This window comes from Streptomyces afghaniensis (assembly GCF_044327915.1).
Lineage (GTDB): Bacteria > Actinomycetota > Actinomycetes > Streptomycetales > Streptomycetaceae > Streptomyces > Streptomyces afghaniensis.
In genome coordinates this window covers 305642-318171 of record NZ_JBIRGJ010000007.1, presented here as the reverse complement: position 1 = coordinate 318171, position 12530 = coordinate 305642, and the positions used below count along the sequence as shown (strand labels likewise).

The window sequence follows — 12530 nt, the reverse complement described above, 5'->3', positions numbered from 1 at the left end:
GATCCGCCTCTGTGCCATGCCAGTGCCATCAGGCAGCATGTCCTGCATGTCCGTACTGACGCGCGACGAAGCGCAGACCCGAGCAGGGCTCCTCGACGTCCACCGCTACACGATCGAACTCGACCTGACCACCGGGGACGAGACCTTCGACTCCCGCACCCTGATCAGGTTCAGCGCCCGCGCGGACGGGGACACCTTCGTCGAGGTCAGGCCCGCCGAGCTGCACTCCGTCACCCTCGACGGACAACCCCTGGACCCGGAAGCCCTCGACGGCAACCGGCTGCCCCTGAAGAACCTCACCGCCGGCGAACACGAACTGCGCGTGCACGCGCACATGCGCTACTCCCGCACCGGCGAGGGCATGCACCGCTTCACCGACCCCACCGACGGCGAGACCTACGTCTACACCCAGCTGTTCATGGAGGACGTCCAGCGCGTCTTCGCCGCCTTCGACCAGCCCGACCTCAAGGCCGTCTTCGAACTGTCGGTGCGCGCCCCGGAGGACTGGACCGTCCTCGCCAACGGCGTCACCGAGCACACCGGCGACGGCCTCTGGAAGGCCGCCGCCACCCCGCTGATCTCCACCTACCTCGTCGCCGTCGCCGCCGGCCCCTGGCACTCCGTGCGCACCGAGCACCGCGGCCTGCCCTTCGGCCTGCACTGCCGCCGCTCCCTCGCCCCCTACCTGGACACCGACGCCGACGAGCTCCTCGACGTCACGCGCGCGTGCTTCGACCGCTACCACGAGAAGTTCGACGAGCCGTACCCCTTCGACTCCTACGACCAGGCCTTCGTCCCCGAGTTCAACGCGGGCGCCATGGAGAACCCCGGCCTGGTCACCTTCCGCGACGAGTTCGTCTACCGCTCCGCCGTCACCGACACCGAGCGGCAGACCCGCGCCATGGTCGTCGCCCACGAGATGGCCCACATGTGGTTCGGCGACCTCGTCACCCTCAAGTGGTGGGACGACATCTGGCTGAACGAGTCCTTCGCCGAGTACATGGGCTACCAGACCCTCACCGAGGCCACCCGCTTCAACGACACGTGGACCGACTTCGGCGTCAGCCGCAAGGCCTGGGGCTACGACGCCGACCAGCGCCCCTCCACCCACCCCGTCGCCCCCGAGGCCGTCGACGACACCGCCTCCGCGCTGCTCAACTTCGACGGCATCTCCTACGCCAAGGGCGCCTCCGCGCTGCGGCAGTTGGTCACCTGGCTCGGCGAGAAGGACTTCCTGGCCGGCATCAACACCCACTTCGCCCGCCACAAGTTCGGCAACGCCACCCTCGCCGACTTCATCGACTCCCTCGCCGGCGCCACCGAACGCGACGTCCACGCCTGGGCCGACGCCTGGCTGCGCACCACCGGCGTCGACACCCTCACCCCCCGCGTCACCCCCGGCGAGAACGGCACCTGCGCCCTCACCGTCGACCGCACCGGCAGCCGCCCCCACCGCATCGCCGCCGGCCTGTACGACCGGGACCTCGGCGACGACGGCAGGCAGCTCGTCCTGCGGACACGTCTCCACCTGGACCTGCCGCAGAGCGACGCCCACCCCATCGGCAAGCGCCCCGCCCTGCTCCTCCTCAACGACGGCGACCTCAGCTACGCCAAGGTCCGCTTCGATCCCGAGTCCTTCGAGACCATCCGCAAGGACCTGTCCGGCCTGCCCGAACCGCTCACCCGCGCGGTCGTCTGGAACGCCCTGCGCGACGCCGTCCGCGACGGCGAACTGGCGCCCGCCGCCTACCTGGAGACCGCCCGGGCCCATCTCCCGCTTGAGACCGACCTCGCGATCGTCCAGGGCGTGCTCGCCTTCGCGTCCACGTACATCACCGACCGCTACGTCACCCTCGAGGAGCGGCCCGCCGCGCTCGCCACGCTCTCCGAGCTGTGCCGCGACCTCATCCGCCGCACCGAGGACGGCGACAACCCCGGCCTGCGCCTGATCGCCGTACGCCACCGCATCGACGTCACCGCCCACCCGGACACCATCGCCGCCTGGCTCGCCGACGGCACCGTGCCCGGCGGCCCGGAACTCGACCCCGAGCTGCGCTGGCGCGTCCTGGGCCGGCTCGCCGTCCTCGGCGCCGTCGACGAGGCCGCCGTCGCCGCCGAACTCGAACGCGACCCGAGCGCCACCGGCCTGGAGGGCGCCGCCCGCTGCCGGGCCGCCCTGCCCGACCCGGAGGCCAAGGCCCGCGCCTGGGAATCCATGTTCGGCTCCGACGACCTGTCCAACTACCTGTTCACCGCCACCGCCCAGGGCTTCTGGCAGCCCGAACAGGCCGACCTGGTACGCCCGTACGTGCCGCGCTACTACACCGACGCGGTCGACCTGGCCGACCGACGCGGCCCGGCCATCGCCGAAGCCGCCGGCCGCTGGGCCTTCCCCGCCGACACCGTCGACCCCGCGAACCTCCGCCTCGGCGAGGAGTGCCTGCGGGACGCGGCGCCGATCCCGGCGCTGCGCCGCAAGCTCGTCGACCAACTCGACGACCTGGCACGGGCGTTGCGGGTCCGCCAGGGCAAGGAGGTCTAGGACCGGCGACGTAGGGCGCGGGCGGGCCGGCTGGTCCCTGACGACGATGCGGCGGGCCGGCCGGCCTTCATAGCCTCGGGCAGACAACGACGATCGAGCCCGAGGAGCCCTTCGTGATCGCAGTGACCGGCCCCACCGGAAACGTCGGCCGTGCCCTGGTCGAACGTCTCGTCACCGCCGGACGGCCCGTGCGGGCGCTCACCCGCGACCCGCAACGCGCCCGCCTGCCCGCGGCCACCGAGACGGTACGGCTCGGCCTCGACGAGCCGGCCGCCCAGTTCGAAGGCGTGACCAAGCTGTTCCTGTACGTCCAGGCGGGCGGCGACCGCACGGCCGGCCTCCTGGCGGCGGCCCGTGCCGCCGGAGTGCGTCACGTGGTCCTGCTGTCCTCCGGGATCATCGACTCGGGCGCCGACGAGACCCACCCCATCCACGTCATGCACGCCGGCGCCGAGCAGCAGGTCCGCGACAGCGGCCTGGAGTGGACCTTCCTGCGCCCCAACGCGTTCGCCGCCAACGCCTTCCAGTGGGCCCCGCAGATCCGCACCGGCGACACCGTCCGAGGCGTCTTCGCCGACGGACAGGCCGCCCCGGTCCACGAGGACGACATCGCCGCCGTCGCCGAACGCGCCCTCCTCGACGACGGCCACCAGGGCGCAGCCCACCGCCTCACCGGGCCCGAGGCGATCACCAACGCCGGGCAGGTCGCGGCGATCGGCCGGGCCCTCGGCCGCGAGCTGCGCTTCGCCGAGATCCCACCGGACCAGGCCGGCCCCGAACTGTTCCCGCACGTCCCGCCGGACATGCTCCGGGCCCTGATGGACAGCTTCGCCGCCACGGTCGGTACACCGCCGGAAATCACCGGCACGGTAGGGGAGATCACCGGCCGGCCGGCCCGCCCCTTCGCCGTCTGGGCCGAGGACCACGTGGACGACTTCAAGGGCTGAGACGGCCGGAACCCTGCAGCGGCCTCTTCCGTACGGAAGTACGTCCATCCGGTTTTCTCGTACGGAAGTACCTCCATCCGGGTCCGGTCGTTGGGCTTTTCGGGCGCGTCGCCCCGCGCCCCGGAGGACAGCCCATGAGCACGCCGCCCCTCGCCTCAGGTCCCGAAGGCCCCCGCGCCCTGCGGCCGTTGCTCGACACCGTGCTCGACGCGCTGGACGAGGGCGCCCGGGCGCGCGGCGGCCCCCTGCCGGCGGGCGGGCCGGACGCCGTCGCGGCGCGGATGCGGGAGGCGCTGGGCGAGGCCCTGCCCGACAAGGGCGACCCGCACGCCCTGCGCACCCTCGTCCGCGCCTTCGCCGAGGGCGCCGCCGACCCGGCACACCCCCGGTGCGCCGCCCACCTCCACTGCCCGCCCCTCGCCCTCGCCACCGCCGCCGACCTCGCGGCCTCGGCCCTCAACCCGTCCCTGGACTCCTGGGACCAGGCCCCGGCCGCATCGGAACTGGAGACCCTGGTCGCCGGAGCGCTGGCCACGGAGATCTACAGGGCCGGGTCAGACGCGGGCACGGACCCCGACTCCCTGATCACCACCGGCGGCACCGAGTCCAACCAGCTCGCCCTCCTCCTCGCACGGGAGACCTACGGCGGGACCGTGCGGCTGGTGTGCGGGGCCAACGCCCACCACTCGCTGGCGCGGGCCGCCTGGCTGCTCGGACTGCCCGACCCCGTCGTCGTACCCGCCCCGGCCGGCACACTCCACCCCGCCGCGCTCGACGAGGCCCTCTCCCACCTGCCCGGCCCGCTGCTCGTCGCCGCCACCGCCGGCACCACCGACGCCGGACTCATCGACCCCCTGCCCGAGATCGCCGCCCGCTGCGCGGCGCACGGCGCCCGGCTGCACGTCGACGCCGCCTACGGCGGAGGCCTCCTCTTCAGCGACCGCCACCGCACCCGGCTCGCCGGGCTCGACACCGCCGACACCGTCACCCTCGACCTGCACAAACTCGGCTGGCAGCCGGTCGCCGCCGGCCTCCTGGCCGTCAAGGACCGCCGCGACCTCACCGCCCTGCGGCACCGCGCCGACTACCTCAACGCCGCCGACGACACCGAGGCCGGCCTGCCGGACCTGCTCGGCCGGTCCCTGCGCACCACCCGCCGCCCCGACGTCCTCAAACTCGCCGTCACCCTCAGGACCCTCGGCCGCGGCGGCCTCGGCGCGCTCGTCGACCAGGTCTGCGCCATTGCCCGGGAGTTCGCCGCCCTCGTCGACGAGCACCCCGGCTTCGAACTCCACGCCCGGCCCGCCATCAGCACGGTCCTGTTCCGGCCCGCCGGCGCCACCGACGACACCGTCGCCGCCGTACGCCGCGCGCTCCTCACCGACGGCCGCGCCGTCCTCGGCCGGGCCCTCCTCGACGGTCGGCTCTGGCTCAAGGCCACCCTGCTCAATCCCCACACCGGGCCCGCCGACCTGGCCGCGCTGCTGCACCTGGTGTCAGCGCGGCAAGCGACACTCGTGGAAGGACACACCCCCCGATGAACCCCGCACAGACCCCCGGCCCCGACGCCCCCCGCGACCTGGTCGGCATCGGCATCGGCCCGTTCAACCTGTCCCTCGCCGCGCTCGCCCACCCCCTCGGCGAACTCGACACCGCCTTCTACGAGCAGCGCCCCGCGTTCGGCTGGCACCCGGGCCTGCTCATCGAGGGCGCGACCATCCAAGTGCCGTTCCTCGCCGACCTGGTGAGCCTGGCCGACCCCACCAGCCCCTGGACCTTCCTCAACTACCTCAGGTCCCGTGAGCGGCTGTTCCCCTTCTACTTCGCCGAGCGCTTCCACATCCAGCGCGCCGAGTACGACGCCTACTGCCGCTGGGTCTGCGACAACCTCCCGGCGCTGCACTTCGGCCACCAGGTCGACGCCGTCCGCTGGAACCCCGAACAGGACGTCTTCGAAGTCGACTTCACCCAGCTCGACGCCGACGGAGAAGGCGAAGCCCTCGGCCGTACCCACGCGCGGAACGTCGTCCTCGGCATCGGCACCGAACCCTACGTCCCCGACCCCCTCAAGCCCCTCGTCGAGGCCCCCGGCGTGCCCGTCGTGCACGCCGCCGACTACCTCCACCACCGCGCGGCCCTCCTCGCCGCGGAACACGTCACGGTCGTGGGCATCGGACAGTCCGGCGCCGAGATCTTCCTCGACCTGCTGCGGGGCAGGCCCGCCGGACGCGAGAAGCTCCACTGGCTCGGCCGCACCGAGGCCTTCGCACCGATGGAGTACTCCAAGCTCGGCCTGGAGCACTTCACCCCCGACCACACCCGCTACTTCCACGCCCTGCCCGAGTCCGCCCGCGACCGGCTCGTCGCCGGACAGTGGCAGCTGCACCAGGGCATCGACGCCGCCACCATCACCGCCATCCACGACGAGTTGTACCGCCGCACCCTGCACGGCGGCTGGCCCGACGCCGTCCTCACCCCCGGCGTCCGGGTCCGCACCGCCGGCCGCGTCGCGACGACCAAGGTGGAACTGCACCTGGAGCACGGCCCGCAGGACAGCCGCTCCCGCCTCACCACCGACGCCGTCGTCCTCGCCACCGGCTACCGCGAACGCCCCCTCGACCGCGTCCTGGCCGGCCTCGACCCCTACATGCGCCGCGACAGCCGGGCGCGGCCGCGCATCGACGAGGACTACCGCCTCGTCCTCGACCCGTCCGTCACCGGCACGGTGTACGTCCAGAACGCCGAGACCCACACGCATGGCGTCGGCACCCCGGACCTCGGCCTCGCCGCCTGGCGCAGCGCGATCATCCTCAACTCCCTGACGGGCAGGGAGGCCTACGCGCTCCCGCGCCGCACCGCCTTCACCACCTTCGGCCTCACGCAGCGGCAGCAGGTCCCGCCGCCCCGTGAGGCACCGGTGCTGACCCCGCTCGTCGACGACCGAAGGTGACGAAGCACGCGGCTCAGAAGACGGGCGTGCCGTTCCGCGTCAGCCTCCAGTCCACCGCCGCGAACCCGGCCGGGTCGACGGCCCCCTTCGCCTTCACCCAGGCGATCATGGTGTTGCGGATCTCCTCCGAGTTCGACCACAGCACCGGGGCGGCGGCGACATGCGGGAAGTTGCCGCCGCCGTTGGCCCGGTAGTTGTTCACCGCGAACACGAACTTCGCGTCGTCCGCGAGCGGCTGCCCCTCGAAGCGCACGTTCGTCACCCGCGAACCGGCCGGCTTCGCGATGTCGATCTCGTACGAAAGGCCGCTCACCACGTCGTAGTTGTAGTCCGGCGTGCCGTTCGCGTTGGTCAGCTTCGCCGGGTCCACCGGAGCACCCGGCGCCGTCTGCACGTAGTAGTTCGCCGAGAACTCCAGGTACGCCTTCATCTGCGCACCCGTCATCAGACGCGCCTCCAGCGTGTTCTCGAAGACGTACAGCCCCGCCACGTCCCGGATGGTCACCTCGCCCGCCGGGATCCGGGCGGACCGCGAGAAGCACGCCGCCTGCGACAGCACCGGCAGCGCGGCGTGCTCCGTGCCCGCCAGGGCCTGCTTCACCGTGTCCGCCTGGATGTGGTTGATCAGATCGATGATCGGCACGTCCTTGTACGGCGCCTCGGCCGACGTCATCTCCGCCGCGTTCGTGCCGATGACCTGGTTGACGTACGCCACGACCTTCTCGTGCTCGTCCGACAGCAGCCGGACGATCTCCGGGTCCTCCTGAACGGTGTTGGAGTTCAGGACCTGGGCACCCACCTTCTCGACCTTCCAGCAGCCCTTCTCCCAGACCAGCTCGAAGTCGAAGAGCGTCAGCCGCTGACCCCACTTGAGCGGCTCCGACAGCACGACCTGCTTGCCGGTCTTCTTGTTGGTGACGAAGTACTCGGGGATCTCCGTGTGCGCGTGCCCGACCAGGATCGCGTCGATGCCCGGCACCTGCTCGGCCACCAGCCCCGCCGCGTTCTCGATGTACGGCAGCTGGTCACCGTAGGACGACGTCCCCGACGAACCGCTGTGCGCCGACACGATGACGACGTCCGCGCCCATCGACCGCAGCTTCGGCACCCACTTCGCCGCCTGCTCCTCCAGCCCCGGGAACGTCATCTTCCCCTGCACGTTCGCCTTGTCCCAGATCGCGATGCCCGGGTTGGTCAGACCCAGCACCGCCACCTTCACGTCACGCCCGAACGGCGTACGCAGCCGGTGCATGCTGTACGGCGGGAAAGCGGGCCGCAGCGTCTTCGCGTCCAGCGCGTTCGCCCCCAGCAGCGGGAAACGGCACTGCTGCTGGAACTTCCGCAGCACCGGGATGCCGTAGTTGAACTCGTGGTTGCCGAGCGCCGCCGCGTCATAGCCCATGGCGTTCATGGCCTGCGCCATCGGGTGCACCGGGCCGCCCTCGGCCGTGATCGGATCGACCTTCGCGTAGTAGTACGACAACTGCGTGCCCTGGATGGTGTCACCCGCGTCGATCAGCAGCGTGTTGCGGCGGCCCTTCTCCTCACGGACGCGGTTCACCAGGGTCGAGACCTTGGCGAGACCGACGTCGTTGTGGTCCTTGTCGTCGAACTCCTTGTCCGTGAAGTAGTCCCAGTTGAAGACGTTGCCGTGCAGGTCCGTCGTCCCCAGCACGGTGAACGCGTACCGCTTGGGGCCCCGCTTGTCCGCGCTTGCCTCGGCCGCCTGCGCACCCGGCGCCCCGACCGCCCCGGCCAGCGCCACCCCCGCCCCGGTCACGGCGGACTTCCCCAGGAACTTCCGGCGGTTCAACGGCATGTCTGGCTCTCCTCGCGGAATCTGTGAACGACGCGCGTAGATAACGCGCGTAGATTCTGACCCGGTCATGACCGGCAGCAACAGACCCGGCAGGTTGCGATCTGATGACTCGGCCCACCGACTCCACCCCTGTGGCCAGCCAAGACATGACAGAGTGGGACGTATGACCGCGCCCACGTCAGACGCCTCCCCGACCGCCGTCCCCTACGGCACACCCGACGCCCCCCGCATCGCCGTCCGCGGCGAAGCCCGCCTCGAAGTCGACCCCGAGATCGCCCGCATAGGCATCACCGTCGCCGCCCGCGGACGCGACCGCCGCTCCGCCCTCGACGACCTCACCCGCCGCAACGCCGGCGTCCTCGACCTCGTCAAGTCCTACGGCGACGCCGTCGAACGCCTGGAGACCGGCGCCTTCTCCATCACCCCCGAACTCACCAAGCACGGCCGCGGCGAACGCGTCCGCACCTACCACGGCACGGTCCACGTCACCGCCGAACTCACCGACTTCACCGCCCTCGGCGAACTCACCACCCGCCTCGCCGACCTGGAACTCACCCGCGTGGACGGCCCCTGGTGGGCCCTGCGCCCCGACTCGCCCGCCCACCGCGAAGCCCGCAAGAAAGCCGTAAGGGAAGCCGTCCAGCGCGCCCGCGAGTACGCCGAGGCACTCGGCACCACCCTCTCCGCCCTGGTCGAACTCGCCGACATCGGCGCCGAGAACGCACCGCCTCCGTACCCCCAGGCACCCGGCCGCGCACGCTCCGCCGTATACGGCGGAGCCGCCGAGAACGCCCCCGCCGCCCCTCTCGACCTCGAACCCCAGCGGCAGCGGGTCCACGCCCAGATCAACGCCCGCTTCACGATGGTGCCGCCGGAGCTCTAGGGGACGTCAGTCCCATTTCCGAAAACCCGTCCGATCACCCGTCCGAAAATCCGACCGAATTCCTCTGGGGTGCTCATCGGAGCACCCCGCCGCACAATTCAACACTTGTCAATAACGTTTCACGCAAAGTCTGTTGAGTAGTCACTCACGACCAATTCTCTACCAGTCGGTAACTCATAGGCTCAGACCATGCGCCGAGCAAAGATCGTCTGCACACTGGGGCCCGCCACCGACTCGTACGACCAGATCAAAGCCCTGGTCGACGCCGGAATGGACGTAGCCCGCTTCAACCTCAGCCACGGCGAACACGCCGAACACGAGGAGCGCTACCACCGGGTGCGAAAGGCCGCCGACGAGACCGGCCGCAGCGTCGGTGTCCTCGCCGACCTTCAAGGCCCGAAGATCCGGCTCGGCCGCTTCACCGAAGGCCCCGTACTCCTCGAACGCGGCGACACCTTCACCATCACCATCGAAGAAGGCGTCGAAGGCGACCGCAACATCTGCGGCACCACCTACGCCGACCTCGCCGCCGACGTCACCACCGGCGAACGCATCCTCGTCGACGACGGCAAGGTCTGCCTCGAAGTCACCGAGGTCGACGGCCCCCGCGTCCACACCACGGTCGTCGAGGGCGGCGTCATCTCCGACCACAAGGGCCTCAACCTCCCCGGCGTCGCCGTCTCCGTCCCCGCCCTCTCCAAGAAGGACGAGAGCGACCTCCGCTGGGCCCTGCGCACCGGCGCCGACGTCATCGCCCTCTCCTTCGTCCGCACCGGCCGCGACATCCAGGACGTCCACCGCATCATGGACGAGGAAGGCCGCCGGCTCCCCGTCATCGCCAAGGTCGAAAAACCCCAGGCGGTGGAGAACATCGACGACATCGTCGCGGCCTTCGACGGCATCATGGTCGCGCGCGGAGACCTCGGCGTCGAAATGCCGCTGGAACAGGTCCCGATCGTCCAGAAGCGCGCGATCAAACTGGCGAAGCGCAACGCCAAACCGGTCATCGTCGCCACGCAAATGCTCGACTCGATGATCGACAACGCGCGTCCGACCCGCGCGGAGGCCTCCGACGTCGCCAACGCGGTCATCGACGGCACGGACGCGGTGATGCTGTCCGGCGAGACCAGCGTCGGCAAGCACCCGATCGAGACGGTCCGCACGATGGCCCGCATCGTCGAGGCGGCAGAGGAAGACATCCTCGCCAAGGGCCTCCCGCCCCTGACGGAACGCAACAAACCCCGCACCCAGGGCGGCGCGGTAGCCCGGGCGGCGGCAGAAATGGGCGACTTCCTGGGCGCGAAGTTCCTCGTCGCCTTCACCCAGTCCGGCGACACCGCCCGCCGCCTCTCCCGCTACCGCTCACCCATCCCACTGCTGGCCTTCACCCCCGACCAGGCGACACGCTCCCAGCTCGCCCTGACGTGGGGCGTGGAGACGTTCCTCGGCCCGGAAGTCGGCTCCACAGACGCGATGGTCGACCAGGTCGACGAACTACTGCTCCGCTACGGCCGCTGCGCCAAGGGCGACACGGTCGTCATCACGGCCGGCTCCCCACCCGGCGTCTCGGGCTCGACGAACATGGTCCGCGTCCACCACATCGGCGAGGACGACAGCCCGAAGTAGGGCGTCGTCAGTACTTGGGGCCGACGTGGGCGTCCATGAGGGCTACGGAGGCTTTGCGGGCGACGGAGATGTTGTACGGGTTGCCGTTGCGGGTGCAGTGGGTCCACTCGATGCCGAGGGTGTCGAGGGTGTCGGTGTAGAGCCGCCGGATGTCCTCCGAGGCGTTGGTGAAGAAGTACCGGGGATACTCGTACCGCTTGCGCTCCCCGGCGACCATGCGGGTCGTCCAGTTGGTGACGCGGCAGCCGTCGGAGTGAATGAGGCCCCGGATGAATTCCCAGGGGTGGGCGTCGACGATTTCCTGCTGCCAGGGTTCGAGGGCGATCCGACGCTCATGCTTCTTGCCGGGGCCGTGCTGAGGGAACATGCAGGTCCAGTGCTTCGTGTAGGACTTCACCTCGACACAGCCGGGCTTGTAGCGCTGCTTGACGCTGGGTAATGGCATCACCTTGCGCATGGCGTCTTCGGCAGCAGAGATCAGGCCGGTCTGCATTGCATTGCAGAAGACGGACAGGTGGTGCTGCTTGCGCTTCGAGATGATGTGGCCGTCGCCGAGGTAGAGCCCGAGCAAGTAGGCGTATGCGACCTGGTCGAACTCGCGGCCTGTGCACCGGGGGCAGTCGGTCGGTTGCTCGTAGGTCTCGCCGCGCGCTCTGCGGTCTTCGCTACGCCACCAGCCGACCGTGCCTCGCGGGACATTCAGGCGCTCCGCGACTGTGCGGTTCGGTACGCCCTGGCGCATCAGTGCGACGGCTTGGGCTCGAATCGAAGGGCTGTGCTGCTCCATGGGGTAACTCTGCGCCACTGGTCGTGACTGTTTGCAGCAAAAAGCGGAGAACCACGCGAACGTGATTCTCCGCTTCTGACCTCGTTGTGCCCGGTGTGGGATTCGAACCCACATGCCCAAAGGGCACGGCATTTTGAGTGCCGCGAGTCTGACCAGTTCCTCCAACCGGGCAAGTCAGGGGACCGATGAGCAGTGTACCGGTTCACCGTGCGGCCCTGCTGCTAGGTACGCTCTTGGGAGCAGTACCGGCCTGCCCCTACCAAGGAGCCCACGTGAGCGCCCCCGAGTCGCCCCAGCCTGTTGACGTGCCTGAAGACGACAAGTCGCACGTGCCTCCGATGACGACGCGGGTCGTCATCGCCGAGGACGAGGCCCTGATCCGGCTCGATCTCAAAGAGATGCTGGAGGAGGAGGGGTACACCGTCGTCGGTGAGGCCGGGGACGGGGAGCAGGCCGTGGAGCTGGCCCGTGAGCACCGGCCCGATCTGGTGATCCTGGATGTGAAGATGCCGAAGCTGGACGGTATCTCCGCGGCCGAGAAGATCGCCGAGGAGAGCATCGCGCCGGTGCTGATGCTGACGGCGTTCTCGCAGCGCGACCTCGTGGAGCGGGCCCGGGACGCCGGTGCCATGGCCTACCTGGTGAAGCCGTTCAGCAAGACGGACGTCGTGCCGGCGATCGAGATGGCCGTCTCGCGTTTCACGGAGCTGAAGGAGCTGGAGAAGGAGGTCGCGGACCTCACGCTGCGGCTGGAGACGCGCAAGCTGGTGGACCGGGCCAAGTCGATCCTCCAGACGGAGTACGGGCTGACCGAGCCGGCCGCGTTCCGGTGGATCCAGAAGACGTCGATGGACCGGCGGATGTCGATGCAGCAGGTCGCGGAGGCCGTGATCCAGGACGCCGAGGAGAAGAAGTCCGGCAAGGGTTGATCGAGCAGAGCAGAAGGGCCCGCCCTCCCTCCGGTCCGGAGGGGGAG

At 70.3% G+C, this 12530-nt stretch carries 9 protein-coding genes and 1 tRNA gene; 7 read left to right on the top strand and 3 right to left on the bottom strand.

Features of this window, described 5'->3' with window-relative positions; translation table 11 throughout:
• Window positions 1–46 precede the first annotated feature (46 nt).
• The 4 genes from pepN (at window position 47) to ACH4G3_RS27225 (ending at window position 6439) form a co-directional block, all read left to right on the top strand.
• Window positions 47–2542, top strand: coding sequence for an aminopeptidase N (pepN, locus tag ACH4G3_RS27240; protein ID WP_397626980.1), 2496 nt, complete (start codon window positions 47–49; stop codon window positions 2540–2542).
• A 113-nt stretch (window positions 2543–2655) separates the two neighbouring features.
• Entirely contained in the window at window positions 2656–3489 is an 834-nt protein-coding gene (locus ACH4G3_RS27235; protein WP_397626979.1) for an NAD(P)H-binding protein, read from the top strand.
• Between the two features lie 134 nt (window positions 3490–3623).
• Window positions 3624–5030: a pyridoxal phosphate-dependent decarboxylase family protein gene (locus ACH4G3_RS27230; protein WP_397626978.1), complete on the top strand. Its 1407-nt coding sequence runs from the start codon at window positions 3624–3626 to the stop codon at window positions 5028–5030.
• Entirely contained in the window at window positions 5027–6439 is a 1413-nt protein-coding gene (locus tag ACH4G3_RS27225) for a lysine N(6)-hydroxylase/L-ornithine N(5)-oxygenase family protein (RefSeq protein ID WP_397626977.1), read from the top strand. Before ACH4G3_RS27230 ends, ACH4G3_RS27225 begins: the two co-directional genes overlap by 4 nt.
• 13 nt (window positions 6440–6452) lie before the next feature.
• Here ACH4G3_RS27225 and ACH4G3_RS27220 read toward each other — a convergent pair whose 3' ends face one another.
• Entirely contained in the window at window positions 6453–8258 is a 1806-nt protein-coding gene (locus tag ACH4G3_RS27220; RefSeq protein WP_397626976.1) for a bifunctional metallophosphatase/5'-nucleotidase, read from the bottom strand.
• Between the two features lie 163 nt (window positions 8259–8421).
• On the opposite strand from ACH4G3_RS27220, the gene ACH4G3_RS27215 reads away from it, so the two are divergent.
• Both ACH4G3_RS27215 and pyk read left to right on the top strand, forming a co-directional pair.
• A complete protein-coding gene (locus ACH4G3_RS27215; RefSeq protein ID WP_397626975.1) occupies window positions 8422–9141 on the top strand; it encodes an SIMPL domain-containing protein in 720 nt (239 codons plus the stop codon).
• A 189-nt stretch (window positions 9142–9330) separates the two neighbouring features.
• The gene (gene pyk / locus ACH4G3_RS27210; protein WP_397626974.1) at window positions 9331–10767 is read left to right on the top strand and encodes a pyruvate kinase; all 1437 of its coding nucleotides are present in this window, start codon (window positions 9331–9333) and stop codon (window positions 10765–10767) included.
• Between the two features lie 7 nt (window positions 10768–10774).
• On the opposite strand, the gene ACH4G3_RS27205 is transcribed toward pyk, so the two are convergent.
• Window positions 10775–11554, bottom strand: a complete 780-nt coding sequence (locus ACH4G3_RS27205; RefSeq protein ID WP_397626973.1) for a helix-turn-helix domain-containing protein — start codon at window positions 11552–11554, stop codon at window positions 10775–10777.
• Window positions 11555–11641: 87 nt separating this feature from the next.
• A tRNA-Leu gene (locus ACH4G3_RS27200) sits at window positions 11642–11725 on the bottom strand.
• A gap of 101 nt (window positions 11726–11826) precedes the next feature.
• On the opposite strand from ACH4G3_RS27200, the gene ACH4G3_RS27195 reads away from it, so the two are divergent.
• Entirely contained in the window at window positions 11827–12483 is a 657-nt protein-coding gene (locus tag ACH4G3_RS27195; protein WP_397626972.1) for an ANTAR domain-containing response regulator, read from the top strand.
• The last annotated feature ends 47 nt before the right edge of the window (window positions 12484–12530 follow it).

Coding starts and splice junctions, on each gene's coding strand:
- pepN (WP_397626980.1), top strand. CDS start 47: ATGTCCGTACTGACGCGCGACGAAGCGCAGACCCGAGCAGGGCTCCTC.
- ACH4G3_RS27230 (WP_397626978.1), top strand. CDS start 3,624: ATGAGCACGCCGCCCCTCGCCTCAGGTCCCGAAGGCCCCCGCGCCCTG.
- ACH4G3_RS27225 (WP_397626977.1), top strand. CDS start 5,027: ATGAACCCCGCACAGACCCCCGGCCCCGACGCCCCCCGCGACCTGGTC.
- ACH4G3_RS27220 (WP_397626976.1), bottom strand. CDS start 8,258: ATGCCGTTGAACCGCCGGAAGTTCCTGGGGAAGTCCGCCGTGACCGGG.
- ACH4G3_RS27215 (WP_397626975.1), top strand. CDS start 8,422: ATGACCGCGCCCACGTCAGACGCCTCCCCGACCGCCGTCCCCTACGGC.
- pyk (WP_397626974.1), top strand. CDS start 9,331: ATGCGCCGAGCAAAGATCGTCTGCACACTGGGGCCCGCCACCGACTCG.
- ACH4G3_RS27205 (WP_397626973.1), bottom strand. CDS start 11,554: ATGGAGCAGCACAGCCCTTCGATTCGAGCCCAAGCCGTCGCACTGATG.